Annotated in this window: 22 protein-coding genes and 1 pseudogene; 16 read left to right on the top strand and 7 right to left on the bottom strand. The window is 74.7% G+C overall.

What is annotated here, in order from left to right; translation table 11 throughout:
* Nucleotides 1-139 precede the first annotated feature (139 nt).
* The 8 genes from E4N63_RS02600 to E4N63_RS02565 are packed head-to-tail and all read left to right on the top strand — an operon-like array spanning nucleotide 140 to nucleotide 7,339.
* Nucleotides 140-1,642, top strand: a complete 1,503-nt coding sequence (locus E4N63_RS02600) for a tryptophan 7-halogenase (protein ID WP_125623740.1) — start codon at nucleotides 140-142, stop codon at nucleotides 1,640-1,642.
* A gap of 10 nt (nucleotides 1,643-1,652) precedes the next feature.
* A complete protein-coding gene (locus E4N63_RS02595; RefSeq protein WP_230239780.1) occupies nucleotides 1,653-2,834 on the top strand; it encodes a cytochrome P450 in 1,182 nt (393 codons plus the stop codon).
* 7 nt (nucleotides 2,835-2,841) lie between these two features.
* Complete coding sequence (locus E4N63_RS02590; protein WP_230239779.1) at nucleotides 2,842-4,074, top strand: cytochrome P450; 1,233 nt, start codon at nucleotides 2,842-2,844, stop codon at nucleotides 4,072-4,074.
* A gap of 50 nt (nucleotides 4,075-4,124) precedes the next feature.
* The gene (locus tag E4N63_RS02585; protein WP_230239778.1) at nucleotides 4,125-4,400 is read left to right on the top strand and encodes a ferredoxin; all 276 of its coding nucleotides are present in this window, start codon (nucleotides 4,125-4,127) and stop codon (nucleotides 4,398-4,400) included.
* Complete coding sequence (locus E4N63_RS02580; RefSeq protein WP_043461134.1) at nucleotides 4,400-4,723, top strand: acyl carrier protein; 324 nt, start codon at nucleotides 4,400-4,402, stop codon at nucleotides 4,721-4,723. Before E4N63_RS02585 ends, E4N63_RS02580 begins: the two co-directional genes overlap by 1 nt.
* Nucleotides 4,724-4,726: 3 nt before the next feature.
* The gene (locus E4N63_RS02575) at nucleotides 4,727-6,106 is read left to right on the top strand and encodes an AMP-binding protein (RefSeq protein ID WP_230239777.1); all 1,380 of its coding nucleotides are present in this window, start codon (nucleotides 4,727-4,729) and stop codon (nucleotides 6,104-6,106) included.
* A 58-nt stretch (nucleotides 6,107-6,164) separates the two neighbouring features.
* Nucleotides 6,165-6,938, top strand: a complete 774-nt coding sequence (locus E4N63_RS02570; RefSeq protein ID WP_125623745.1) for a phosphosulfolactate synthase — start codon at nucleotides 6,165-6,167, stop codon at nucleotides 6,936-6,938.
* Nucleotides 6,935-7,339: a VOC family protein gene (locus tag E4N63_RS02565; RefSeq protein WP_230239776.1), complete on the top strand. Its 405-nt coding sequence runs from the start codon at nucleotides 6,935-6,937 to the stop codon at nucleotides 7,337-7,339. The genes E4N63_RS02570 and E4N63_RS02565 overlap by 4 nt, the downstream gene beginning before the upstream one ends.
* A 54-nt stretch (nucleotides 7,340-7,393) precedes the next feature.
* Here the strand turns inward: E4N63_RS02565 and E4N63_RS02560 are convergent, their stop codons facing one another.
* Together E4N63_RS02560 and hppD are read right to left on the bottom strand one after the other, a co-directional pair.
* The gene (locus tag E4N63_RS02560) at nucleotides 7,394-8,467 is read right to left on the bottom strand and encodes an alpha-hydroxy acid oxidase (RefSeq protein ID WP_230242312.1); all 1,074 of its coding nucleotides are present in this window, start codon (nucleotides 8,465-8,467) and stop codon (nucleotides 7,394-7,396) included.
* A gap of 115 nt (nucleotides 8,468-8,582) precedes the next feature.
* On the bottom strand, nucleotides 8,583-9,683 hold the full coding sequence (gene hppD, locus E4N63_RS02555) for a 4-hydroxyphenylpyruvate dioxygenase (RefSeq protein WP_230239775.1): 1,101 nt from the start codon (nucleotides 9,681-9,683) through the stop codon (nucleotides 8,583-8,585).
* 381 nt (nucleotides 9,684-10,064) lie between these two features.
* Between hppD and E4N63_RS02550 the strand changes: the two genes are divergently transcribed.
* From E4N63_RS02550 to E4N63_RS02515, 8 genes and pseudogenes are all read left to right on the top strand, one after another.
* Nucleotides 10,065-11,414 (top strand): PLP-dependent aminotransferase family protein, encoded by a 1,350-nt coding sequence (locus E4N63_RS02550; protein ID WP_230239774.1) that lies wholly within the window; start codon nucleotides 10,065-10,067, stop codon nucleotides 11,412-11,414.
* Complete coding sequence (locus tag E4N63_RS02545) at nucleotides 11,411-12,373, top strand: prephenate dehydrogenase (RefSeq protein WP_230239773.1); 963 nt, start codon at nucleotides 11,411-11,413, stop codon at nucleotides 12,371-12,373. Before E4N63_RS02550 ends, E4N63_RS02545 begins: the two co-directional genes overlap by 4 nt.
* A gap of 196 nt (nucleotides 12,374-12,569) precedes the next feature.
* Complete coding sequence (locus tag E4N63_RS02540; RefSeq protein WP_125623750.1) at nucleotides 12,570-13,151, top strand: hypothetical protein; 582 nt, start codon at nucleotides 12,570-12,572, stop codon at nucleotides 13,149-13,151.
* Nucleotides 13,148-14,569 (top strand): peptidoglycan-binding protein, encoded by a 1,422-nt coding sequence (locus tag E4N63_RS02535; protein WP_230239772.1) that lies wholly within the window; start codon nucleotides 13,148-13,150, stop codon nucleotides 14,567-14,569. Before E4N63_RS02540 ends, E4N63_RS02535 begins: the two co-directional genes overlap by 4 nt.
* Complete coding sequence (locus E4N63_RS02530) at nucleotides 14,566-15,342, top strand: ABC transporter ATP-binding protein (protein ID WP_125623751.1); 777 nt, start codon at nucleotides 14,566-14,568, stop codon at nucleotides 15,340-15,342. Before E4N63_RS02535 ends, E4N63_RS02530 begins: the two co-directional genes overlap by 4 nt.
* Nucleotides 15,339-16,583 (top strand): ABC transporter permease, encoded by a 1,245-nt coding sequence (locus E4N63_RS02525; protein ID WP_374112666.1) that lies wholly within the window; start codon nucleotides 15,339-15,341, stop codon nucleotides 16,581-16,583. Before E4N63_RS02530 ends, E4N63_RS02525 begins: the two co-directional genes overlap by 4 nt.
* Before the next feature lie 351 nt (nucleotides 16,584-16,934).
* Nucleotides 16,935-17,366: pseudogene (locus tag E4N63_RS02520) on the top strand (PPOX class F420-dependent oxidoreductase); the annotation flags it as partial.
* Nucleotides 17,367-18,329: 963 nt separating this feature from the next.
* A complete protein-coding gene (locus E4N63_RS02515) occupies nucleotides 18,330-19,841 on the top strand; it encodes an FUSC family protein (RefSeq protein WP_230239770.1) in 1,512 nt (503 codons plus the stop codon).
* Between the two features lie 331 nt (nucleotides 19,842-20,172).
* On the opposite strand, the gene E4N63_RS02510 is transcribed toward E4N63_RS02515, so the two are convergent.
* The 5 genes from E4N63_RS02510 to E4N63_RS02490 all read right to left on the bottom strand — a co-directional run bounded on the left by E4N63_RS02510 (nucleotide 20,173) and on the right by E4N63_RS02490 (nucleotide 25,867).
* The gene (locus E4N63_RS02510; RefSeq protein WP_125625778.1) at nucleotides 20,173-21,117 is read right to left on the bottom strand and encodes a sirohydrochlorin chelatase; all 945 of its coding nucleotides are present in this window, start codon (nucleotides 21,115-21,117) and stop codon (nucleotides 20,173-20,175) included.
* Between the two features lie 106 nt (nucleotides 21,118-21,223).
* Nucleotides 21,224-22,429, bottom strand: coding sequence for a BadF/BadG/BcrA/BcrD ATPase family protein (locus E4N63_RS02505; RefSeq protein ID WP_230242310.1), 1,206 nt, complete (start codon nucleotides 22,427-22,429; stop codon nucleotides 21,224-21,226).
* 408 nt (nucleotides 22,430-22,837) lie between these two features.
* Nucleotides 22,838-23,515, bottom strand: coding sequence for a uracil-DNA glycosylase (locus E4N63_RS02500; RefSeq protein WP_230239769.1), 678 nt, complete (start codon nucleotides 23,513-23,515; stop codon nucleotides 22,838-22,840).
* Nucleotides 23,516-23,572: 57 nt separating this feature from the next.
* A complete protein-coding gene (locus E4N63_RS02495; protein WP_125625780.1) occupies nucleotides 23,573-24,679 on the bottom strand; it encodes a sialidase family protein in 1,107 nt (368 codons plus the stop codon).
* 90 nt (nucleotides 24,680-24,769) lie between these two features.
* Nucleotides 24,770-25,867 carry an NADH:flavin oxidoreductase/NADH oxidase gene (locus tag E4N63_RS02490; RefSeq protein ID WP_125625781.1) on the bottom strand — a complete coding sequence of 366 codons (1,098 nt, stop codon included), beginning with the start codon at nucleotides 25,865-25,867 and terminating at the stop codon, nucleotides 24,770-24,772.
* Between the last annotated feature and the right edge of the window lie 88 nt (nucleotides 25,868-25,955).

The raw sequence follows: 25,955 nt of genomic DNA, 5'->3' as shown, positions 1-25,955 counted from the left end.
GATCCCGTGATCCGTGATTCCGCCTCGCGCGCCGGCCGGTTGGACACCGCTTGACTCCGGCGCGGGGCGAAATCAGACTCGATCCGGCAACCAGAAATACAGGGCGGGAATGACCCGCCGGGTGACAAGGGGAGGAGGGATGGCCTTGCCGGATTCCGAGGAATTCGATGTGGTGGTCGTCGGCGGAGGGCCCGCCGGATCGACGCTGGCCGCGTTGACGGCCATGCAGGGACACCGGGTGCTGGTCCTGGAGAAGGAGTTCTTCCCCCGTCACCAGATCGGGGAGTCGCTCCTGCCGGCCACCGTGCACGGCGTGTGCCGGCTGACCGGCGTGGCGGACGAGCTCGCCGCGGCGGGCTTCCCGCGCAAGCGCGGCGGCACGTTCAAGTGGGGCGCCAACCCCGAGCCGTGGACCTTCTCCTTCTCCGTCTCCCCGCGCATGACCGGGCCGACGTCCTACGCCTACCAGGTCGAGCGGGCCAAGTTCGACGAGATCCTGCTCAACAACGCCCGCCGGGTGGGCGCCGAGGTGCGTGAGGGCTGTGCCGCCGTCGACGTCGTCGAGGACGAGGAGCGGGTCCGGGGCATCCGGTACACCGACGCCGACGGCCGCGAGCACCGGGCGTCGGCCACGTTCGTCGTGGACGCCTCCGGCAACGGGAGCCGGCTGTACCGGCGGGTGGGCGGAACCCGGGAGTACTCGGAGTTCTTCCGCAGCCTGGCCCTGTACGGCTACTTCGAGGGCGGCAAGCGGCTGCCGGAACCGAACTCGGGCAACATCCTGTCGGTGGCGTTCGAGAGCGGCTGGTTCTGGTACATCCCGCTGAGCCCGGATCTCACCAGCGTCGGTGCCGTGGTCCGCCGGGAGATGGCCGACAAGATCCGGGGCGACTCCGACAAGGCGCTCGCGGCACTCATCGCCGAGTGCCCCCTGATCTCCGAGTACCTTGCGGACGCGCGGCGGGTCACCGAGGGCCCGTACGGGAAGCTCCGGGTCCGCAAGGACTACTCGTACCACCACACGACCTTCTCGCGTCCCGGCATGATCCTGGTCGGCGACGCCGCCTGCTTCGTGGACCCGGTGTTCTCCTCCGGCGTCCACCTGGCCACCTACAGCGCCCTGCTGGCGGCCCGCTCCATCAACAGCGTGCTCGCCGGGCTGGTCGGTGAGGACCGGGCCCTGCGGGAGTTCGAGTCCCGCTACCGCCGCGAGTACGGCGTCTTCTACGAGTTCCTGCTCTCCTTCTACGAGATGCACCAGGACGAGAACTCCTACTTCTGGCAGGCCAAGAAGGTCACCCGGGCCAACCGCCCGGAGCTGGAGTCGTTCGTCGAGCTCATCGGCGGGGTCTCCTCCGGCGAGCGGGTCCTGACGGACGCCGAGGTGCTGGCGAAGCGCTTCAGCTCGGGCTCCGCGGAGTTCGCCGCGGCCGTCGACGAACTCGCGGGCAGCGAGGACGGCAGCATGGTGCCGCTGTTCAAGTCCTCGGTGGTGCGCGAGGTCATGCAGGAGGGCGGTCAGGTCCAGATGCGCGCCCTGCTCGGCGAGGAAGCCGAACCCGAGGCCCCGCTGTCCGCGGACGGCCTGGTGCCGTCCCCCGACGGCATGTTCTGGCTGCCCGCCCAGGGCACCGGAGAGTAGAGGGGGACCCATGGCACGGCCGTCGGACGTCTCCCCGCACAACCGGCGCGACCGGTTGGACCCGCTGCCCGAACTCAGCCGGCTGAGCGCCCGCGCACCGGTCTCCGAGGCCGTCCTCACCGAGGAGCCCGCCACCACCGGCTGGCTGGTCACCGGACCCGAGGAGGTACGGGCGGTCCTCGGCGACGCGGACCGGTTCAGCACGGCCCTGGCCGCGGGCGGCGGACCCGGCGCCCGGCGGCCGGCCCAGCCGGGCAACCTCATCCAGTACGACCCGCCCGACCACTCCCGGCTCCGGCAGATGCTCACACCCGAGTTCACGGTCCGCCGGATGCGCGCCCTCGAACCGGCCGTCGAGGCCATCGTCGAGGACGCCCTGGACTCCCTGGAGAAGGACGGCCGGCCCGCGGACTTCATGCGGCACGTCGCCTGGACCGTGCCGGGCCTGGTGATGTGCGAGCTCTTCGGCGTCCCCCGCGACGACCGGGCCGAACTGGCCCGGGTCCTCAAGGTCAGCCGGCCGGCCTTCCGCGGACGGCGGCTGCAGGTCACCGCGGGCGCCAACTACCTCGCGTACATGGCCCGGCTCGTGGAGCGCAAGCGCCGCGAGCCCGGTGACGACCTGCTCGGCCGGGTGGTGCGCGAGCACGGCGCGGACACCGATGACGAGGAACTCGTCGGGCTCAGCGCGTTCGTGATGGGCTCCGGCGTCGAGAACATGGCCAGCATGCTGGGCCTCGGCATCCTCGCCCTGCTGGAGCACCCGGCCCAGCTCGCCCTCCTCCGTGAACGGCCCGGACTGATCGACGGCGCGGTGGAGGAACTCGTCCGCCACCTCTCGGTCATCCCGACCGCCTCGCCCCGCGTCGCCCGCGAGGACGTGACCCTCGGCGGCCGGGCGATCAAGGCGGGCGACCGCGTGGCCTGCTCCCTGCTCGCGGCCAACCGCGCACGGCGTCCGGGGCAGCCGCCGGACCGCCTCGACATCACGCGCGAACCCATCGCCCATGTGGCGCTCGGCCACGGCGTCCACTACTGCGTCGGCGCGTCGCTGGTCAGGATGGAGCTCAGAGCCGCCTACCCGGCGGTACTGCGCCGCTTCCCCGCACTGCGGCTCGCGGTGCCCCCCGGGGAGATCCGCTTCCGTCCGCAGGCGCCCTACGGCCTGGAAACACTGCCCATCGCCTGGTAGGGGAGCCATGCCACCCACGACCGCCACACCCACCACACCCACCACATCCACCGCGCCCGCCTACACCCGCCGCGACCGCTTCGACCCCGCCGCGGAACTCCGCCGGCTGACCGCCGGGAAGGCCGTCACCGCGATCGACGTCGGCCCGGGAACCGGCGGGGTGCCCGTCTGGCTCGTGACCGGCCACGCCGAGGTGCGCCAAGTCCTCGGCGACCACCGCCGGTTCTCCACCCGCCGCCGCTTCGGGCCGCGCTCCCCGTCCGGCCGCGTCGACGGCCCCCGGCCCGACGAGATGGCCGGCCAGCTCATGGACTACGACCCGCCCGAGCACACCCGGCTCCGGCAGATCCTCACGCCCGAGTTCACCGTGCGCCGGATGCGGCGGCTGGAGCCGCTGGTCGAGGGCATCGTCACGGAACGCCTCGACGCCATGGAACGCGGCGGGCCCCCGGCCGACCTGGTGCGGTCCTTCTGCTCGCCCGTGCCCGGCGCGGTGCTGTGCGAGCTGATCGGGGTGCCCCGGGACGACCGCGGCGGCTTCCTGCGCCGCTGCCACGCGTTCCTCGCCCCCGGACGCGGCCGGCAGCGGCGGGCGGCGGCCGGCGACGCGCTGTCGCGCTACCTCGCCGACATGGTGCGGCGCGCCCGCAGGGACCCCGACGACGGCTTCCTCGGCGCACTGGTCCGCGACCACGGCGACGAGATCACCGATCAGGAACTGCGCGGTGTCTGCGTCCTGCTGGTCCTCGCCGGTCTCGACAACGTCTCGGGAATGCTCGGCCTGGGCACCCTGCTGCTCCTGGACCACCCGGCCCAGCTCGCCGCCGTGCGAGACGACCCCGGAGCGGTGGACGGCGCGGTCGACGAACTGCTCCGCTATCTGACGGTGCCGCACGCCCCCACGCCGCGCACCGCCCTGGAGGACGTCACCGTCGGAGACCGGCTCATCCGGGCGGGGGAACACGTCATCTGCTCGCTGCCGATGGCCAACCGCGACCCCGCCCTGCTCCCCGAGCCCGACCGGTTCGACATCACCCGGGAGCCCGCCGCCCACGTGGCCTTCGGCCACGGCGTCCATCACTGCCTGGGCGCGGCACTGGCCCGGATGGAACTGCGGACCGCGTACCCGGCGCTGCTGCGCCGCTTCCCCCGGCTCGCCGTGGCGGTGCCCGGCGAGGAGGTTCCGTTCCGTGTCCACGCCCTCGCGCACGGCGTGGACCGGCTGCCGGTGACCTGGTGAGGAGCCGCGAGAACGCCGCGGAGGCGGCGGAGCCCGGAGAGGAGAGCCGGATGACCCTGCGGATCGACCGCCGCCGATGCGCCGGCTCCGGGCTGTGCGCGGTCCAGCTCCCCGACGTGTTCGACCAGTCGGAGGAGGACGGCAAGGTGCTGCTGAGCACCCCCGAGCCCGGCCCCCGGCTGGCCGGGGCGGTCCGGGCGGCCGCCGCGCGGTGCCCGTCCGGCGCGATCACGCTGCACGGCGGCGGCCCGGCCGGGGAACGGCCCCGGGACGGGAACGGAACCGGCCGCCCGGGCGGCCGGGCACAGGACACCGAGGAGGCGTGATGGACAGCAGTGCTCCGGAGACGGAGACCAGGGCGGCCGTACGGGAGGTGGTCGCCCCCCTGTGGTGCGAGGCGCTCGCCGTGCCGGAGGTGTCCGACGACGACGACTTCTTCGCGCTGGGCGGCCACTCGCTGGCGGCCCTGCACGTGATCAGCACCGTCGAGCAGACCTACGGGGTGGAGCTGGCCGGCCCGCGCGACATCTGGGAGAACCCGACGCTCGGAGCGTTCGTCTCCGCCGTCGCCGCGGCGGTCGCCGGCCGTGTGCCCGCGCCCCCGGCGGACGGCCGCGCGGCCGCCGCCTCCACCGGGACCGGCGAGTAGGCCGTGTCCGCGGACCGCGCACCGGGGCTGCTGCCGGCGCTCTGCCGGGGCGGCGCCCGCATCGAGGTGGCCGGCGAACGGCTGGAGGGCGACGAACTGGCGGCCGCCGCCGGCGGGGTCGTCCGCTCCGTGGCCGGAGCCCGCAGAGTGGGCGTGGTCGCGCGCCCGAGTGTCGCCACCCTCGTCGCCGTGGCCGGCGTGCTCCTCGCGGGCGGCACGGCCGTCCCGCTGAACCCGGCCGCCTCCGCCCGGGAGCGCGAGCACGTCCTCCGCGACGCCCGGGTGGACCTCGTCCTGGACGAGATCGACCTCACCGCCCGTGACACCCCGCCGCCCGGCCCGCCGGCGGACGGGACCCCCGCGCTGATCCTGTACACCTCCGGCTCCACCGGGCCGCCCAAGGGCGCCGTCATCCCGCGCCGGGCGGTCGCCGCCAACCTGGACGCCATCGCGGAGCTGTGGGAGTGGACCGCGGACGACGTCCTCGCCCACGCGCTGCCGCTGTCGCACGTCCACGGACTGGTCTTCGGCGGGCTCGGCCCGCTGCGCACCGGCTCCCCGCTCGTCCACACCGGCCGCTATCTCGTCCCGGTACCCGGTGCGTCCCTCTACTTCGGCGTCCCCGCCCTGTGGGCGTCGCTGGGCTCGGCCGACCTCGCGGAACTGCGCGGTGCCCGGCTCCTGGTGTCCGGGGCGGACGTCCTGCCCCGCAGGGTGTCGGAACGCGTGCGCCACCTCTCCGGCCACCGCATCCTCAACCGGTACGCGATGACGGAGACCCTCGTGATCGCCTCGCCCCGGATCGCGGACCTCCGCGGGCCCCGGGCCGCGGAGGCCCGGTCGGTCGGCCGGCCGGTGCCGGGGGCACAGGTGCGGCTGGCCGGACCGCACGGGCACGACGGCCCCGGCGGGCAGGACGGCACGTCCGGCCCGGGCCGGGAGGTCCTGGTACGCGGCACCGGGCTGTTCTCCGGATACCTCGGGCGGGGACCGGCCGTGGACGGCGAGGGCTGGTTCGGCACCGGGGACCTGGGGGAGTGGCTGGAGGACGGAACCCTCCGGCTGACCGGCCGCGCCCACACCGACCTGATCAAGAGCGGCGGTTACCGCGTGGGAGCGGGTGAGGTCGAGGACGTGCTGCTCGACCACCCCGGCATCGCCGAGGCGGCCGTCGTCGGCCTGCCCGACGAGCGGCTCGGTCAGCGCGTCGCGGCCTGGGTGGTGGCGACGGAGCCGCTGGACCGCTCCCGTCTCGCCGCCTTCCTGGCCGCCCGGCTGCTGCCGTACAAGCTGCCGCAGGAGGTCCACGTGGTGGACGGCCTGCCGCGCAACGCCCTGGGCAAGGTCCAGAAACGCCTGCTGGCCGCCGAACGCCGGCCCTGACGCCGCAGACCGGACGGCCGCCGGACGGGCGGCCGACGAGGAGGGATTCGGTCCAACCATGACGCATTCGCTGGAGTTACCCGTCCGTGAGCCCAAACCGCGCACCCGGGGGCTGACGATGGTCATCGACAACGGGGCCCCGGTCCGGTGGTTCGAGGACACCGTCGCCAGCTCGGGGGAGTTCATCGACCTGGTGAAGTTCGGCTGGGGGACCGCGCTGGTCACCTCGGGCATGAAGGAGAAGACGGAGGTTCTCGCGCAGCACCGCATCCCCTACATGTTCGGCGGCACCCTCTTCGAGAAGCACGTGCTGCAGGGCAGGTTCGAGGAGTACCGCGCCTTCTGCCTGGAACAGGGCTGCGCCTGTGTGGAGGTGTCCAACGGCACCATCGACCTCGGCCACGAGGAGAAGGCCCGCTACATCGAGCGGCTCGCCCCGGACTTCGAGGTCGTCTCCGAGGTGGGGTTCAAGGACCAGCGCCGGTCGGAGATGTTCGCGCCCAGCCAGTGGATCAGCAGCATCCAGCGCGACCTGGACGCGGGGGCGCGCTCGGTCATCCTGGAGGCGCGGGAGAGCGGCACCAGCGGGATCTGCCGCCCCGACGGCGAGGTGCGGTTCGGCCTCATCGAGGACGTCCTCGACGCCGGGCCCCCGGCGGACCGGCTGATCTTCGAGGCTCCCAACAAGGAACTGCAGACCTACTTCATCAAGAGGGTGGGCGGAGACGCCAATCTGGGGAACATCGCCCTGACGGACGTCATCGCGCTGGAGACGCTCCGGCTCGGACTCCGCTCCGACACCCTCCTCGACCATTCCGGGGCGGTCCGGTGAGGAATTCCCGGGACGCCTTTCACATCGCCGTGCCGGCCCGCGATCTGGACGCCGCGGCGCTCTTCTACAACAAAATGCTCGGCTGCCCGGTCGCGCGCCGGTACGCGGACCGCATCACCTTCGACTTCTTCGGCGACCAACTCGTCTGCCACTATTCCCCGGACGACCCCGTGGTGGAGAGCCCCACGCTCTATCCCCGGCATTTCGGGGTGACCTTCCGGGAGCGCGAGGATTTCGACGCGCTGCTGCGGCTGGTGAATCTGCGGAAGGTGCCGGTGTTCCAGGAGGTCCGGTCCCGTTTCGGGGGAACGGTCGAGGAACACAGCACCGTGGTGCTCGTCGACCCCACCGGGAACCTCCTGGAATTCAAGCACTACGCCGATCCCCGGATGATGTACTGACCGCGGCCGGGCCGCCCGAGGCGGGCGGCCCGGCCCGGGCACCGGTCCGCCGGCCTACGGGCCGGCCGACGGGAGGCGCACCGTACGCAGCCGACGGGCCCCGGCGGTCCCGGCGCAGCCCGCCAGCCCGAGCGCGTCGCCCAGTTCGCAGGCCAGCAGGTCGAGCACCCTCCGGACACCGTCCTCGCCGCCGGCGGCCAGGCCCCACATCGGCGGGCGTCCCACCAGGACCCCTGATGCCCCCAGGGCCAGCGCCGTGAGCACGTCCGTCCCGCTGCGGACCCCGCCGTCCACCATGACCTCGCAGGCCCCGCCGACGGCCTCCACCACCGCCGGCAGGGCATCGAGGCCGGGCAGGGCGCCGTCGAGCTGCCGGCCGCCGTGGTTGGACACCACGACCGCGTCGACACCCGACTCCGCCGCCCGCGCCGCGTCCTCCGGCGCCAGCACCCCCTTGAGCACCAGCGGCAGCCGGGTGGCGGCCCGCAGCTCCTCCACACAGGACCAGGTGAGCGCCGGCGAGAACGCCCTCGCGGTGTGCGCCGCCACCGCCGAACCCCCGGCGGGCCGGTGCGCCACCGAGGCGGCACCGGCGTCCAGGTGCGCGGCCCGCACGTCGGCGGGGAGCGCGAACCCGTTCCGCACATCGCGCAGCCGGCGGCCCATCCAGGGCACGTCGACGGTGAGCATCAGCGCCTCGCAGCCCGCGTCCTCGGCTCGGCGCGCCAGCTCCAGCGAACGCCCGCGCTCCCGGAGCCAGTAGAGCTGGAACCAGACGGAGCCGCCGGCCGCCGTGACCTCCTCGACGGGGACGCTGCTCAGCGTGGCGACGGTGAACGGCACCCCCGCCGCCTTCGCCGCCCGCGCGGTGGCGAGCTCGCCGTCCGGATGGACCATGCGGTGATAGGCGACCGGGGCGATCGCCACCGGCATCCGGACCGGCCGGCCCAGCAGCACCGCCTCCGTGCCGCACCCCGAGACGTCCCGGAGCACCCGCGGGGTGACGAAGACCCGGCCGAAGGCCTCCCGGTTGGCCGCCAGCGCGCGCTCCCGGCCGCTGCCGCCCGCGATGAAGTCCCGTATCCCGGGCGGGAGCACGGCCGCCGCGGCCCGCTCGGCGTCGTCCAGGCCGCACCACGGCTGCGGGGCCGCCGCGCCGGGGAGGGTCCCGCCCGCGCCCGGATCCCGCCGGCCGCCCGGGCCGGGGAATCCGGGCGGAACGGAGGGCGCGGCGGCCCGCTCGTCACCGTGCGGCACGCTGACCCGTCCGCTCCAGCTCGACCGCCTCGTACAGCGCCTTGATGTTGGAGCTGCCGAAGGTCCGCGCTCCCTGGCGCTCGATCACCTCGTAGAAGATCGTGCGCCGCGGGTGGGTGGAGGCGGTGAAGATCTGGAACAGCTGGCCTCCGTGGTCCTCGTCCACGAGGAGATGGGTGGCCCGCAGATCGTCCAGGGTGTGGGTCTTCAGCCCGATCCGCTCGCCGAGCAGGTCGTAGTAGGTCCCCGGGGTCCGGAGGAATCCGACCCCGCGGCCCGAGAGCGCGCGCACCGCGCCGACGGCGTCGTCGCTGGAGAAGGCCAGGTGCTGGACGCCCGGTCCGTGGTGGCTCTTGAGGAAGTCGTCGATCTGCCCGGGCTGCGCCTCCGGGTCCGGCTCGATGAGCGTCAGCGTCACCGCACCGGTCTCCGCGCTCTGCACGACCCGCGACTCCATCGCCTGGGCGCCGACGACGATGCGCTCCTGGTAGATCTCCCGGAATCCCAGGGCCCGCTGGTAGAAGCGGGCCGTTCCGTCGAGGTCGCCCGCGGTGAGGCAGACCGCGATGTGGTCGATGTCGAGCAGGCCCACCCCGGCGAGGGCCCCGGGCTCCTCCCGGCGCTGCGCCGGTACGAAGCCGGCGGGGAGCCCGGGGCCCTCGCCGGGGGCGCGTTGCACCAGGGTGTGCACCACGTCGCCGAAGCCGCCGATGGCCGCCGTGACGGCGGGGCCGCCGCCCTCGTGCCGGACCGGTTCCCGGACCGGGCGGGCGCCGGCCGACACCGCCGCCTCGAAGGCCGCGGTCACGTCGGCGGTGCGCAGCGCGATGTCGGCGACTCCGTCGCCGTGCGCGGCCACGTAGGCGGCGGCGGGGTGATCCGCCGGGTCCGCCGCGGTCAGCACCAGGAGGACGCGGCCCTGGCGCAGGGCGATACCGCGGTGACCGGCGGTTCCGCCGGTGCCGGCGACCGTGAAGCCGTACTGGCCGGTCCAGGCGGCCACCGCCGCCTCCAGGTCGTCGACGTACATCTCCACATAGTCGATCGCGAGGTCGTTGAGGGGAGCCGTTGCGGGTAAATCCGTCATGGGAGTCCTCGTACGGAGAAGGTGCGGATTCAGAGCCCCGCACGCCTTGCCGCGGAATGGCAGAGGAATATCCACGTCCCCGGGAAAGATCCGAACCGTCATCGAAAACGGCCCCGTGTATTCCTCTTCCGGGGGTCCCCCTCACCGCGGGCCGCGAGGCCGGGCATTTCGTTTCTGCGGCCCGATGGTACGGGCGCCGCGGCGATTTCCGCACCTGTCAAGGGAAAGCCCGGCAAACGGCCGCCGGTGTTCCTCGCCGCCGCGTGGATATCGGCCTCGCGCGGACATTGCCGGGGATCGCGCAACGGACGATGCTGAGGGCGCGGCACGCGCCGCGCCCCGTAACGCCCCCACGCTCTCACGCATGTGACAAGGACTCAGATGACGGAAATCCTGCAATCGGAGACCGCCCCGGCCGGGCTGTCCGCGGACGCGCTGCACGCATCGCTCGGCGATGTGTCGATGGAGTCCATGAACCTGCTGAACCAGATCGCCGACACCCATCCCCGCGCGGTCTCCTTCGCCGCGGGCCGGCCCTACGAGGGCTTCTACGACGTGGCCCGGTTACCCGAGTACCTGCGGGTCTTCTGCGACCACCTGCGCACCGAACGGGGGATGGACGAGGCGGAGGTCGCCCGCACCCTGTTCCAGTACGGAGCCACCAAGGGAATCATCACCTCCCTGGTGGCCCGGAGCCTCGCCGTGGACGAGGGAATCGAGGCCGGCCCCGGCTCCGTGGTGGTCACCGTCGGCTGCCAGGAGGCGATGTTCCTGGTGCTGCGCGCGCTGCGCGCCGACGACCGCGAGGCGCTGCTGGCCCCGAGCCCGACCTACGTCGGCCTGACCGGCGCCGCGCTCCTCGCCGATCTGCCCGTGCTCCCCGTGCGCACCCGCGAGAACGGCATCGACCCGGACGACCTGGTGGAACGGCTGCGCCGGGCACGCGCCGGGGGCATGCGGGTCCGCGCCTGCTACGTCACGCCCGACTTCGCCAACCCCTCCGGGGCCAGCATGGACCTCGCCGCCCGGCACCGGCTGCTGGACATCGCCGCGGCCGAGGACCTGCTGCTGCTGGAGGACAACGCCTACGGACTGCTCGGCGGGACGGCCGGCCGGCTGCCCACCCTCAAGTCTCTCGACCGCCGTCGGCGCGTCGTCTATCTCGGCTCGTTCGCCAAGACCTGCATGCCCGGCGCACGCGTCGGCTATGTGGTCGCCGACCAGCGGGTCACCGGCGGCGGAACGCTGCTCGCCGACGAACTGTCGAAGATCAAGAGCATGCTCACCGTCAACACCTCCCCGATCGCGCAGGCCCTGATCGGCGGCAAACTGCTCTCCCACGGCTGCAGCCTCGCCGAGGCCAACCGCCGGGAGACGGAGGTCTACCGGCGCAATCTCCGCCAGGTGCTCGACGGGCTGGCCCGGCGGCTGGGGAACGTCCCCGGCGTCGCGTGGAACGCGCCCGCGGGCGGGTTCTTCGTCGTGCTCACCGTGCCGTTCACCGTGGACGACGGCCTCCTGGAGTACGCGGCCCGCCGCCACGGCGTTCTGTTCACCCCCATGCACCACTTCTACGGTGCCTCGGCCGGGTTCCGCCAGCTCCGGCTGTCCGTCAGCACGCTGACGCCCGACCGGATCGAGGAGGGCCTGGACCGGCTGTCCGCGCTCGTCACCGAACGCCTCGCGGAGCACGGGGCCGCCGGCGGGCCGGTGCCGGGGGGTGGGTCGTGAGCCTCCGCACCCTCGCCGTCATCGGCACCGGCCTGATCGGCACCTCGGTCGCCCTCGCGGCCCGTCGGCAGGGGGTCACCGTGTATCTGTCGGACCGGGACGAGTCCGCCGCCCGCACCGCCGAGGACCTGGGCGCCGGACGGGCCGCGCCGCCGCCGGAACCCGTGGACCTCGCCGTGGTCGCCGTACCGCCCAGCCTGGTCGCGCCCGTGCTGGCGGAGTCGCAGGCACGGCGGCTGGCGCTCAGCTACACCGACGTGGCGAGCGTCAAGTCCCGTACGGAACGGGAGATCCTGGCCACCGCACCCGACCCGACCCGCTACGTCGGCGGCCACCCGATGGCCGGCCGCGAGTGGTCGGGCCCGCGGGCGGCCCGCGCGGAACTGTTCCGGGAACGCACCTGGGTGCTCACCCCCACCCGGCTGACGTCCAAGCGGGCCTTCGACCGGACCCTCGACCTGATCGCGCTGTGCGGCGCCGTCCCCCGGGTGATGCGCGCCCGGGCGCACGACGAGGCGGTGGCCCTCACCTCCCACGCCCCGCACCTGGTCGCCAGTTTGATGGCGGCACGCCTGCGGGACGGCTCCGCGGAGGCCGCCCACCTCGCCGGCCAGGGGCTGCGCGACGTCACCCGGATCGCCCGCGGCGACTCCCGGCTGTGGAGCGACATCCTGGAGTCCAACGCCGCCGCCGTCGCCGAGATCCTCACCCGGCTCCAGGAGGACCTCACCGGAGTCCTGGCGGCCCTGCACGACCTCGCGTCCCCGGGCCCCGCCGTCCCGGGCGGCACCGGACCCGGCGGGGGAGGCGTGGTGCCCGTCCCGGGCAGGCACGCCCTGGTGGACCTGCTCGACCGGGGTATCGCCGGGGTGGGCGGCCTCGACGGCGCGGGCGGCGGCCGCCGCGGTGCCCCGGGCCGCCCGGAGGCCCCGGTGTTCCCGGTGGCGGGCGGACGGTGAGGCGGCGGGCGTGAGGAGGGCTGCGGAGGCAGGGCCGCGGGACGGTGAGGGGCGTGGGACGGCGAGGGGGCGCCGGGCGGTCCGGGCCCCCGCGGACCGGAGGAGATCCACCGGCAGTCTGCACCGGCCGGGGTAACGCCGCGGTGACAGTGCTTGTGTCCGCCGTGTGACCGGCGCCCGCGTACAACTTGGCCCCATGTTCACCACAACCAAGCCCACCGTGGCCAAAACCCTGCTGGCGGCGTCGGTCCTGCTGACCGGCGCCCTCCTCAGCGGATGCTCCGACGACTCGTCGGCCGCCTCCGCCGACGACACCAAGTCCGACGCGAGCGCCTCGCCCGGCAGCCCCTTCGAGCAGGCGCTGGCCTTCTCGCAGTGCATGCGCGACAACGGGGTGGCCGGCTTCCCCGACCCGCAGCAGCAGGAGGGCGGCGGCATCGCGCTGAGCCCGGGCGACGGCAACGTCGACCCGAACTCCGAGTCCTTCAGGTCCGCGCAGGAGGCGTGCCGCGACAAGATGCCCCAGGGACAGCTCGGCGGGGGCGGCGGCAACGGCGAACCGCTGGACTCGGCGAAGGTCGCCGCCTGGGCGAAGTGCATGCGCGAGAACGGCCTCCCCAAGTTCCCCGACCCCGAGATCAACGGCAACAACCTCGGGATCGACTTCGCCGGCTCCGGCATCAACCCGGCCGACGACGAGTTCCAGCAGGCCCGGGCGGCCTGTCAGGACAAGTGGCCCGGCGGCGGCGTGACGATCTCGGGCGGCGGCGCACAGTGACGGCACCGGACGGGACACAGGAGCGCGAGCGGGACGAGGGGGCGGACCGTCCGGGCCCGTCCGGCGATCCCTCCGCGGCCCTGGAACTGCGCACCCCCGGCGAGGTGGCCGACCGCCCGGCGGCCGGGGCCGACACCCGGGAGACCCCCGGGGACCCCGGGCCCCGGGAAACGGCCCGGGACCTCGAAACCCGGGAGAAGCCGGCGGAGACCGCCGCCGGCAGCGGCGACGACGGCGGGGCCGCGGCCCCGCCGGCGAACCACCGCAGAAGCCGTCCGCTGCGCACCTCGATGATCGTGGCCGCCGCGATCACCGTGGTCGCGGCGGCCGGCGCCGCCACCACCGGGGCCCTCGGCGGCGACGGAGCGGGAGAGGCGAACGCCGCCCCATCCGCCCCGCCGAAGACCGCCGAGATCCGGCGCACCACCCTGACCCGCACCGAGACGGTCGACGGAAACCTCGGCTACGGCGAGGCCTCGGCCGTCCAGGCCCCGGCCGGAGCCGGGAGCGGGCAGCCGGCGCAGAACGGCACCGGCGGCGACGGCGGGACCGCCGGGATCATCACCTGGGTGCCCGAGGACGGCGACGTCATCAAGCGCGGCGGCACCGTCTACCGCGCCGACGAGGAGAAGGTCCCGCTGCTCTACGGCTCCACGCCCTTCTACCGCGCCCTGGGGCCGGGCAGTGAGGGCGGCGACGTCAAGATCCTGGAGAAGAACCTCTCCGAACTCGGCTACACCGGCTTCACCGTCGACGACGCGTACACGGAGACCACCGCCGAGGCCGTCCGGGACTGGCAGGACGACCTCGGCCGCGAGGAGACCGGCAGGGTCGGGCCCGGGGACGCCGTGGTGGCGCCCGGTGCCCGGCGCGTCGCCGACGTGAAGACCTCCCCCGGCGCCCTGCTCAACGGCACCGTCCTGACCTGGACCGGCACCGAACGCATCGTCACCGTCGATCTCGACGTGCGGTACGAGGACCTCGTCGAGAAGGGCACCAAGGCCACCGTCACCCTCCCGGACGACAGCACCGTCCGGGCGGAGGTCACGGATGTGGGCACCCTCTCGGGCTCCGGAGAGGCCGGCGACGCCGGCTCCGGCGGTCCCGGGAACGGCGGCGGCGGGAACGAGGACCCCACCCTGCCCGTGGAGCTGGAGATCGGGAAGCAGAAGGGGCTCGGCCGCTACCAGGCCGCCGGCGTCGAGGTCACGCTGAAGGCGGAGACCCGCGAGAACGTCCTCGCCGTCCCCGTCAACGCGCTGGTGGCGGAGCGCGGCGGCGGCTACGCCGTGGAGGTCGTCGACGCGGACGGCACCGTGGAGCGGCGTGCGGTGAAGCTCGGCATGTTCGCGGACAGCCTGGTGGAGGTGTCCGGCAAGGGCATCACCGAAGGCCTGGTCGTGGGGGTCCCCAAGTGACCGATGCAGCCAGCCCGGTGGTCGAACTGTCCGGGGTCCGCAAGACGTACGGGGACGTGACGGCGCTGCGGGACGCCGGGCTCGTCATCCGGCGCGGCGAACTGCTGGCCGTCGTCGGCCCGTCGGGCTCCGGGAAGTCCACGATGCTCAACATCATGGGCACCCTCGACCGCCCCACCGCCGGCACCGTGCGCATCGACGGGCACGACATCGACCACCTCAGCGACCGCGAGCTGTCCGCGCTGCGCGCCGGAACGATCGGTTTCGTCTTCCAGCAGTTCCACCTCGCCCCCGGCATCCCGGCCCTGGACAGCGTCGCGGACGGGCTGCTCTACAGCGGCCGCCCGCGCGCCGAGCGGCGCAGGCTCGCCGAGCGCGCCCTGCGCCGGGTCGGCCTCGGCCACCGGCTCCACCACGAGCCGCACCAGCTCTCCGGCGGTGAGAAACAGCGGGTGGCCATCGCCCGCGCGGTGCTCGGCGACCCGCCGCTGCTGCTCGCCGACGAGCCCACCGGCGCGCTGGACTCCCGCTCCGGCCTGGTGGTGATGGAGCTGCTGCACGAGCTGCACCGGGCCGGTACCACGGTCGTGGTGATCACCCACGACCGGGACATCGCGGCCTCCCTGCCGCGCGAGGTCCGGATCCGCGACGGCCGGATCGAACACGACTCGGACGGCGCCGGACCCGCGCTCGCCGCCGGCCCGGACGGCGGCGGGGCCCTCACGCCGGCCCCGGTGCCCGCCGCCCTGACCGCGGGGGAGGCCGTGCGATGACCACCGTGAAGGAGCCGGCGCGCCCGGCTCCGTCTCGCCCGGCACCGCCCCGCCCCAGGCCGGCCCGGATGAACCCGGCCGACGTCCTGCGGGTGGGCGGCTCCGGACTGCGTTCCCGGCCCCTGCGGGTGTTCCTGTCGGCGCTCGGCATCGCCATCGGCATCGCCGCCATGGTCGGCGTGGTGGGCATCTCCACCTCCAGCACCGAGGACCTCAACCGCCGGCTCTCCGCGCTGGGCACCAACCTGCTCACCGTCACCCCCGGCCAGTCCTTCGGCGGCGGCGCCGCCCATCTGCCGGACCAGTCCGTGGAGATGATCGGGAACATCCCGGAGGTGGAGTCGGTCTCCGCCCTCGGCAAGACCGGGGCCAAGGTCTACCGCAACGACCACATCCCCGAGGAGGAGACCGGCGGCCTCAACGTCTACGCGGCCCGCACCGATCTGCCGGACACCGCCGGTGCGGAGATCGTCGACGGCCGGTGGCTGAACGCGGCCAACCAGCGGTACCCGGCCGTGGTGCTCGGCCCCACGGCCGCGGAGCAGCTCGGGGTGTTCCGGGCCGGGACCGGCACGAAGGTGTGGATGGCCGGGCAGTGGGTCACCGTCGTCGGCCTGCTGGCCCCCAACGAACTCGTCCCGGAGCTGGACTCCGCCGCGCTGACCGGCTGGACCTTCGCCGAGGAGGAACTGGGCTTCGACGGCTACCCGACGACGGTGTACACCCGTGTGGAGGAGGCGGCCGTCACCGGCGTACAGGCGATCCTCGGTGCCACCGCCAACCCGGAGAACCCCAGCGAGGCCAACGTCTCCCGGCCCTCCGACGTGCTCGCCGCCAAGCAGGCCACCGACGACACCCTCAGCGGACTGCTGCTGGGGCTCGGCGCGGTCGCCCTGCTCGTCGGCGGTGTGGGGGTGGCCAACACCATGGTCATCTCGGTACTCGAACGCAGGTCGGAGATCGGTCTGCGCCGCGCCCTGGGGGCCACCCGAGGCCAGGTCCGCAACCAGTTCCTCTGCGAGGCGCTGCTGCTGTCCGCGCTCGGCGGCATCGGCGGGGTCCTGCTCGGCATCGCCGTCACCTCCGGCTACGCCACCTACCAGGGCTGGCCCTCGGTGGTGCCGGTCTGGGCGATGGCGGGCGGGGTCGGCGCGACCCTGGTGATCGGCGGCCTGGCCGGCTTCTATCCCGCGCTGCGCGCCGCGCGACTGCCTCCCACGGAAGCCCTGTCCACCACGTGACCACACGGACCACGGTGCCCTCGTCCGCCTCACATCCCCCGCGGGCGGCGAGGGCACCGTCTTGCGCGTACGGAACCGCCGCCCGCCGCCCGTCCGCCGGGGACCTACGGCCGGGACAATGGGAGAATGCGTGTCCCCTTCCGTACCGCGGAACGGCCCACGGAGCGGAATCCGGAAATCCGTTGTCCGCGCGCACAGGAAAACCCCCGGCGGTGGCGGGAAAACCGCGACGGCACCGGGCGAAAAACCTCCGGACAGCAGCGTACAGCCCGCCGAACTCCCCTGAAATGTCCAGCCGTTACGGCCTCTCGGACCTGTTCCGCCGTCCTGTCGGCCCCGTATTCTCACCGCATGACCGAGCCCATGGGAAAAACCGGCGACAGTGCCCTGTACGAGCTTCTGCAGGCGCACCACATCGGCACGCTCGTCACCCTCAAGCGCGACGGCCGTCCCCAGCTCTCCAACGTCGGCTACGCCTACGATCCCCAGTCCCGCGTCATCCGCCTCATGGTGACCTACAACCGGGCCAAGACCCGTAATCTGCGCCGCGATCCGCGCGCGAGCTTCTACGTCACCAGCAGCAACGGCTTCTCCTACATGGTGGCCGAGGGCGAGGCCGAACTGACGCCGATCACCACCGATCCGCACGACGCGGTCGCCGATGAACTGGTCCGGGTCTTCCGCGGTTTCCAGGGTGAGCACCCGGACTGGGAGGGCTTCCGGGCCGCGATGGTGGCGGAGCGGCGCCTGGTGATCCGGCTCGCCGTGGAACGGGTGTACGGGGCGGCCGGTCGGCGCGTCCTGGCGGGCAGCCGCCCGGCACCCGCGGACGGTGCCGGGCCCGGCGGGCCGGGGCCGCAGCTCGGCCGCGGGCCGGGGCCGCAGCACGGCGGGGGCCGGGCCTCCAGATCGGCCGGGGCCGATGCCGCAGCACGGCGGGGACCGGGCCCGCAGATCGGCGGAGGGCCCGAGGGCCGGGCGGCATCATGGTCGGCTGACCCGCCCCCGCTCCCTTTCCGGCGCTCTCCGCCCGCCCACCGCACCGCCTTCCGCAGCCCCACCCGTCACTGCCGGAATTCCACCGGTGACGGTGTATTGGGTGACCTGTTTGAATTCACCGGGCCGCACTTGGAAACGCGCCCGCCGCGTATTCACCGACGGGGGCGGCCCGACTGCCGGATTCACCCGATGCCGGCGCCGGATACCCGATACGCGGCCCCGGTGTTTCCGGTCCCCTCCGCATTCCGCTCTCTCCGCGCAAGCCGTGTTCTCTCTCCGTGCGCCCGGACCGGGCATCACGCATCCACGTGCGCATTCCGCCGGCCGTTTCCCCGCGCCGGGACGGGGAGCCGGCCCGGAGAGCGGCCCGGCCGGGGAAGCATTCCCGACGGGGCGGGACCGGAGGCGCCCGGGTGTGAGGAGGCCGACGCGGCCACTCCCGTGACCGGCTGCCGGGGCACCGCTCGGGTTGGCCCGCCGACCGCCCGCGCCGCCGCCCGGGTGACCACCGGCAGCCCGGCCCCGCCTGTTTCCGCCCGGCCCTGCCCGTTTCCGCCGCGCCCGCACGGTTTCGCAGCCATTGGCACGCCCACCGCCGGTGATCTCCGCCCCGGGCTGTGCCATTGGCCCAGTGGACCGGGCCTCGCTTGAGCACATGGGTGCGGGGATGCTCTCATGGATGCGTCGATGGCGCTGCGGACTTCCGCGGCGCCTTTTTCGTGCCGGGGCGTCGGGAGGGCGGAAAGAGTGCTGAAGAGGATGTTCGTGGCTCCGGATCCGGAGCGGCTGCGCCTGCGCAGCGCGCTGCGGGCCGTCCTGGGCATCGGTCTCGCGGTGAGCCTGTCCCTGCTCACCGGCCACGAGCTCCCCGCCGTCATCGCCGGCGGTCTGACGGCGCTCCTCGCCCTCTTCACGGTCACCGACACGACCGTCCGCCGGCAGGCCGCCACCACCGCCCTGTTCCCGGTGGCCGGCTTCCCGGTTCTCGCCCTGGCGACCGTGCTGCACGACCAGCCGTTCCTGCGCGACGCGGCGTTCCTCGCGGTCGCCGGCGCCGGCGTGTACGCACGGCGCTGGGGCCCGCGGGGCCATGCCCTGGGCACCTTCGCGTTCATGACCTTCTTCGTGGCGCAGTTCCTGCGGGCGCTCCCGGGCCAGCTTCCCGGCCTGTACGCCGCCATGGCCCTCGCCCTGCTCGCCTCCTCGGCGGTCCGCTTCGGCCTCTGGTGCTACGAACGGCGGATGGCCCCGCCCGTCCCGCCGCCCCCGCCGGGAGGCCGCGGCCTCGCCCGGACGAGCACCCGGCAGGCCGTCCAGGTGGCGGTCGCGGGCGGGCTCGCCCTCGGCCTGGGCCAGGCGCTGTCGCAGGAGCGGTGGTACTGGGCGGTGGGCACCGTCTGGTGGATCTTCGTCAACACCGCCTCGCGCGGCGAGACCCTGGTCCGCGGCTGGCGGCGCGTGGTGGGCACCGTCACGGGGGTCGCCGCCGGGCTGTTCACCGCCGTACCGCTGCACGGCGAGCCCGCCCCGACCGCCGTCCTCGTGGCCGTCTGCGTCTTCGGCGTCTTCTACACGGCGCCGCTGTCCTACAGCTGGATGATGTTCTTCGTGACCGTCATGGCCGGGCTGCTCTACGGCCTGCTCGGCGTACTGGACGAGGCGCTGCTCGCCCTGCGGGTCGCGGAGACGCTGGTCGGCGCGGTGGCCGTCGTGGCGGCGGTGGCCGTCGTCCTCCCCGTCACCACGCACGCCGCCACGGACGCCTGGATCCAGCGCTCCCTGCTGTGTGTCCGGCAGTGCACGACGGAGGCCTCCCGGCGGCTGGCCGGTGACGGCGGCGCCGACCCGGCGCCGCACGCCGCCGCACTCGAGGGGCTCCTCGCCCGGGTGCGCGTCTCCGTGGCCCCGCTCCTCCATCCGCTCAACCCGTTCACCGCCCGCAGGGAACGGGCCCGCCGGATCGTCGCCCTGCTCGACGAGTGCGCCGAGCGGCTGCGGGACCTCTCCGAGCTCGCCGCCGACCCGGAGGCCTCCCATGACTCCCGGCTGACCGACGCCTGCCGGCGGGTGGAATCGGCCGTGGCCGCGCTCGTGACCCCCGGAGCCGCGGTGGTGGCCGCCGGGCCCGCCGTCGCGGAGACACCGCAGCACCCGGGCACCGAACGGGCCCTCGCCTGTCTGCAGGGTCTGGAGGCGGCGCTCGTTTCGCTCGCCGCGCCGCTGCGGAGTTCTCCGCGCGCGCCGCTGGCCTCCTCCTGAGCCGCGCTGAGGCACGGGGGGCCGGGAGCGGCCGGGACACGGCGCTCAGGGGGTTCCGAACGCCTTTGTGCCCCGCTGAAACGGTGTGCCGGGTGCCGGTCTTCTCCGGGCCGCGTCGCCGGGGCCCTCCGGTGGTGACGCGACGGCCGACGCCCCCGGGGGACGGACGGGCGGGCCGGGCCGCGCCCCGGCGGGCCGGGTGAGCCGGCGCGGCAGCGGGAAGGGCACGTCGCTTCCCGGACACGGAGAAGGGCGGGGCCGTTGTACGGCCGCCGCCCCCCGGAATGCGGGACCGGGCCGCCGCCTGCGCGGGGCCCCGTGTCCCGGCCGGTCAGCGCAGGGGCTGCGCCTGCTGCGGTGTGATGCCCAGGACGGCCGCGTACTGCGAGAGCACCAGCCTGCCGATCGCCGGATAGGCGCCCAGGGACTCGCCCGAGGGGCAGCCGGCCTCGGCGGCGGCCGCCTCCAGCAGTCCTTCGGGAAGCTCGGGCCCGATCAGGTACGGCGCGAGCGCGAGCTGTGCCGAACCGGAGCCCCGCAGTTCCTCGGCGGCCTTCGCGATGGAACCCTCGACGTCCAGCGCGGCGGCGAGCACCGGCACCGCGAGCCGGGCGGCGAGGAGCATGCCGGTGATGCCGGCGGCCTGGACGGCGTCCTCACCGCCGACGGTGGCGAGGATGATGCCGTCGGCGGCCGTGGCGACGGTGAACAGGCGCGCCCGGTCGGCGCGGGCGAGCCCGGCCTCCGACAGGCGCACGTGCAGGGCCTCCGCCAGGAGCGGGTGCGGGCCGAGGGCCTCGGTCAGCTCGGCGGACGTGCGGCTGTCCATGACGGCCTGCCGGATGCGGCGGACCAGCGCGCTGTCCGGGCCCGCGAGCAGCGGCACCACGACGGCGTCGGGGGCGTCCTCACCGATGACCGGGGTCCGTCCGCCCTCTTCCTCGGCGCCTTCGGCCGCCGCGGTGGCGCGGGCCAGCCGGGCGGTGCGGTCGGCCGCGGCCTGGGAGAGCACGGCCGGCAGCGCGGGGAACTCGTCGTCGCCGCCGTCGATGTATCCGATGTGGGCGTGCAGGCCCGGCAGTTCGGACCGGGCGATGCTGACGACCTCTTCCGCCAGGCTGCGGGAGGCCGCGTCGGGCGTGCCGGGCACCGCCAGCACCAGCGCGGGGGCACCCTCGGGCGCCGCCAGCGGCTCCGGTTTCCGGTGCCGACCGGGCTGGCGGGGACGCGGCATTCGTACGGGCAGGCCGGGTGCGGGCCCTGTGGGGGTGCTCATGGCGCCGCATGTTAACCCTTTGGAGGGCTTTGGTGTTCGGGGAGGGTGCGGCCGCGTACTCTTCGTCCGTTTTCGTCCGGTGGTTTGTGTTGTTACCCGGAGTAAGTCAGTCGGGTGCGGGCGGCCGCGGCCAGAGGGCCAGCATGTTTCCGTCGACGGGGAGCCGCAGGGTGCCGCCGGCGAGTGCACCGGCGATCCGCAGAGCACCGTCGAGCGGGCCGCCCTCGGCCTCCACCGGGCACGCCTCCGGCACGAGCCGGGACAACTCCTCCCGGACCGGCACGAGCAGCGGCGGCCCGATCCCGAAGAGGCCGCCGGTGAATGCCACCGGGCAGCCGGCGGCGGGCGGGCAGACGGCGGCCGCGGTCTCCGCGATCCCGCGGGCCGCGTCTTGAAGGATTCCGGCCGCCACCGGGTCCGTCCCGGCGCAGGCGGCGACCTCCGGCGCGAACGAGGCCAGGACGGCCGCGCGGTCCGTCCGCGGATAGAGCAGGGCGGGGAGGCCGTCGGCCGGGCCGAAGACCGCCTCCAGCCGGTCCAGCAACGCCGCCGAGCCGCCCCGGCGCCCGTCGTGCGCACGCAGGGCCGCCTCCAGGCCGGCACGGCCGATCCAGGCGCCCCCGCCGCAGTCGCCCAGCAGATGGCCCCAGCCGTCGGCCCGCCGCCAACGGCCGCCCGGCCCGGAGGAGTACAGGGCTCCGCCGGAGGCCGGAGCGGCCTCGGGAGAGGCACGGCCGCCGGGAGGGGTGTCCGTGCGGCCGGGCGGACGGGGAGCGGGACGCCCGCCGGGCCCGTCGGAGACCCGGGGGCCACGGACCGGCCCGGAGCCGTGGTGTGTCGCCGGAGGAAGAGAGAGGCCACCGTCGCCCGGGGGCGCGTCCAGGTCCGCGCCGAGGGCGATCACACCGGTGCCCGCCGCGACGACCGCGCCCGTCCGCTGACCGAGGGCACCCGCGTAGGCCGTGACGGCGTCGGCCGCCAGCGCCAGCCGGCGGACGCCCAGTTCGGCGGCGAGGGCCTGCGGCAGCCGGGCCCGCAGATCATCGCCGAGCGTGGCCATTCCGGCCGCGCCCACCGCCACCGCTGCCACGGACCCTCGGGCCTCCGGCCGCCGCCCGGCCTCCCCGGCGCCGGCACGGGCCAGCAACTCCCCTGCGGCGGGCAGCAGGCAGGCGAGCAGATGCCCGGCGTCGATGCCCCGGGGGCCGGTCCGGACGGGTTCGGCCCGGATCGCTTCCCCGACCTGCCCGCCGTCCTCCGCGCGGGCGATGGCCACGCGCAGTCCGGAGCCGCCGGAGTCGACCCCGATCACCCAGCGGGCCGCACCGCCGGTGCCTTCCGGCTCACCGGGCGGCGGGCGGTGGCCCCCGCGGCCGGGGACGCCAGGGGCCGCGTCGGCCCCTCGGGATTCACTCACGCTCCGCTCCCTTCCCCGCGGCCGGCGACCGCAGCGGCGCCGGAGGGCACGCCGGCGAGCGCCGTGAACCGCCGGCTCGGCCTGCGGGGGACACGCGGGAGGAGCAGAGCCGGGCTCCGTACGCGGCGCGGCAGGAGGCGGCTCCACGACCGCGGAGGGCAGGCCGCCCGCCCTCGGCGCACCACACCCGGAACCGCATGGCCAGCCGGAGGACCGGAGGCCCGTACCGGCCACACCGGGCGGGCCGGCGGTGGCTGCCGGGGTGCCGTGCGCGGCAGCGGACCCCCGCGCCCGCGCCGCACGTCAGGGCAGACGCCAGTCGACCGACCGGCCGCCCTGTTGTACGAGGAGGTCGTTGGCGCGGCTGAACGGGCGGGAACCGAAGAAGCCGCGGTCGGCGGACATGGGGGAGGGATGCGCGGATTCCACCGCCGGGAGCGGGCCGAGCAGCGGGCGCACAGTGCGCGCGTCCCGTCCCCACAGAATCGCCACCAGCGGGCGGCCCCGCTCCGCGAGGGCCCGGATGGCCTGTTCGGTGACGGCCTCCCAGCCCTTGCCGCGGTGCGCCGCGGGTCTGCGCGGGGCGGTGGTCAGCGCCCGGTTGAGCAGGAGCACGCCCTGCCGGGTCCAGGGGGTCAGATCGCCGTTGGAGGGCCGCTCCACTCCGAGGTCGCTCTGCAGCTCCCGGAAGATGTTCTCCAGGCTGCCGGGGAGCGGACGGACCTCGGGGGCCACGGAGAAGCTCAGCCCCACCGCGTGCCCGGGTGTGGGATAGGGGTCCTGCCCCACGATCAGGACCCGTACCTCGTCGAAGGGCTGCTGGAAGGCGCGCAGCACATTCGGCCCGGCGGGCAGGTAGGTGCGCCCGGCGGCGATCTCCGCGCGGAGGAAGTCCCCCATCGCGGCGATCTGCCCGGCGACCGGGTCGAGGGCTTTCGCCCAGCCCGGTTCGACGATCTCGTTCAATGGTCGTGCAGCCACGGGCGGTCACTCTACTGGCTCCCCACACAGGCTCGTTGCCGCTCCCGGCAATCCGGCTCAGCCGATCACCGCGGCCCGGACACAGAGCACATCCGGGAGGTGGGAGGCGAGTTGGCGCCAGCTCTCGCCCTCGTCGGCGCTCGCGTACAGCTCGCCGTTGCGGTTGCCGAAGTAGATCCCGGCCGGGTCGGCGCCGTCGGACCACATCGCGTCCCGCAGGACCGGGCCGTAGTGCGCGGCCTCGGGCAGGCCCGTGCCGAGCGGTTGCCAGCTCCTGCCCGCGTCCTCCGTGCGGAAGACCCGGCAGCGGCGCCCGGCCGGCACCCGGTCCGCGTCGGCGTTGAGCGGGAAGACGTAGGCGACGTCGCCGCGGCGGGGGTGCGCGACGACGGGGAAACCGAAGTCCGAGGGCAGGGAGTCGCCGATGGAGGTCCACCGGGCCCCGGCGTCGTCACTGCGGTAGACGCCCCAGTGGTTCTGCAGATAGAGCCGGTCCGGGTCGGCGGCATCGCGGGCGATCTTGTGGACGCACTGCCCGAACTCCGGGTGGGGGTCGGGCATGAAGACGGCCGAGATCCCGGTGTTCGACGGATCCCAGCTCGCACCGCCGTCCAGCGAGCGGAACACGCCCGCGGCGGACACCGCGACCGTCACCGCGCGAGGGTCGCGCGGGTCGGTGAGGACCGTGTGCACGGCCTCCCCGCCGCCGCCCGGCGCCCACCGGTCGCGGGTGGGGTGCTCCCACAGGGGGCGGACCAGCTCGAAGGTCTCGCCGCCGTCCTCCGAGCGGAAGAGCGCGGCCGGCTCGGTGCCGGCGTAGACCACGCCGGGCTCGGCCGGGCCGGCCGGCTGCAGCTGCCAGACCCGCTCCAGTGAGGCGCCGGTGTCCTCCGGGAAGCGGACGGCCGGGCGCTTCGGCTCCTGCCAGGTGGCGCCGAGGTCGTCGGAGCGGAAGACGGACGGGCCCCAGTGCGAACTGTCGCCGCCGACCAGCAGCCGCGGGGTGCCGCCGGGCCGCTGGTCGATGCCGATGGAGTAGACCGCCTGGGCGTTGAAGTGCGGGCCGTCGAACTCCCACTCCCCGCCCTTCCCGCCGGCGGAGCTCCGCCGGCGGGCGAGGAAGAGTCCTTTGCGGGTCCCCACGGCGAGCAGGACTTCGGTCATCTCGGCACCTCCGGAACGTGGTCGTGTTGCGTGGGTCACAGTCTGCACCGGCCCACTGACAACGGCGTTCCGCCACGGCGCCGTACCAGGTCAGCCCGCCCGCAGATACGGAACGGGGACGGGCGCGGCGGCACCCAGTTCCCGTGCCGCGCGCCGGGCGAAGTAGGGGTCGCGGAGCAGTTCCCGGCCCAGCAGCACCGCGTCGGCCCGGCCGGCGGTGAGGATCTCCTCCGCCTGGCGCGCCCCGGTGATCTCGCCGACCGCCGCGACCGGCATCCCGGTTCGGGTCCGCACCCGCTCGGCGAAGGGCACCTGGTAGCCGGGCCCGGTGGGGATGCGCACCCGCGGGGCGTTGCCGCCGCTGGAGACGTCCAGGAGGTCCACCCCGTGTGCCCGGAGGTCCGCGGCCAGCCGCACGGTGTCGTCCACCGTCCAGCCCGCGCTCCCGTCCGCCCCGTTCTCCGCGAGCCAGTCCGTCGCCGAGACCCGGAAGAGGACGGGCAGGCCGTCGGGCCACACCTCGCGCACCGCGTCCACCACCCGCAGGGCGAGCCGGATGCGGTTCTCGTAGGAGCCGCCGTAGGCGTCGGTGCGCCGGTTGCTGTGCGGGGACAGGAACTCCCCGATGAGGTAGCCGTGTGCCCCGTGCACCTCGGCCACCCGGAAGCCGGCGGCCAGGGCCCGCCGGGCGGCCTCGGCGAACTGCCGCACCACCTCGTCGATCTGCCGGACCGACAGCTCGGCGGGCACCGGATGTCCCTCGTCGAACGGCAGCGGGCTCGGCCCGAGCGGCCGCCAGCCGCCCTCCGGGGCGGACAGCGGTGCGCCGCCCTGCCACGGCAGGGCGGTGGACGCCTTGCGTCCGGCGTGGGCGAGCTGGATGCCGGGGACGGTGCCCTGGTCCTCGAGGAGACCCGTGATGCGGCGGAACGCCTCGGCCTGGCGGTCGTTCCACAGGCCCAGGTCCCCGGGGCTGATCCGGCCCTCCGGGCTGACGGCCGTGGCCTCGACGAGGATGAGGCCGGTGCCGCCCACGGCGCGCGAGGCGTAGTGCGTGGCGTGCCAGTCGCCCGGCACTCCCGCGCCGGGTCCGGTGTGCGGCGCGGAGTACTGGCACATCGGGGCCATCCACACACGGTTGGGGACGGTCAGCGAACGCAGGGTGAACGGGGTGAACAAACGGCTCACGGCAGCCTCCGGGCGGAGTCGGCGGTCGGGACGGCTCGTACGATAGGCATCGTAGTACGGTGGATGTCAAACTACGAGAGTCTTCGTA

This window comes from Streptomyces sp. MNU89 (assembly GCF_020982505.1).
Taxonomy (GTDB): domain Bacteria; phylum Actinomycetota; class Actinomycetes; order Streptomycetales; family Streptomycetaceae; genus Streptomyces; species Streptomyces xinghaiensis.
This window is presented reverse-complemented; position numbering and strand designations above follow the sequence as displayed.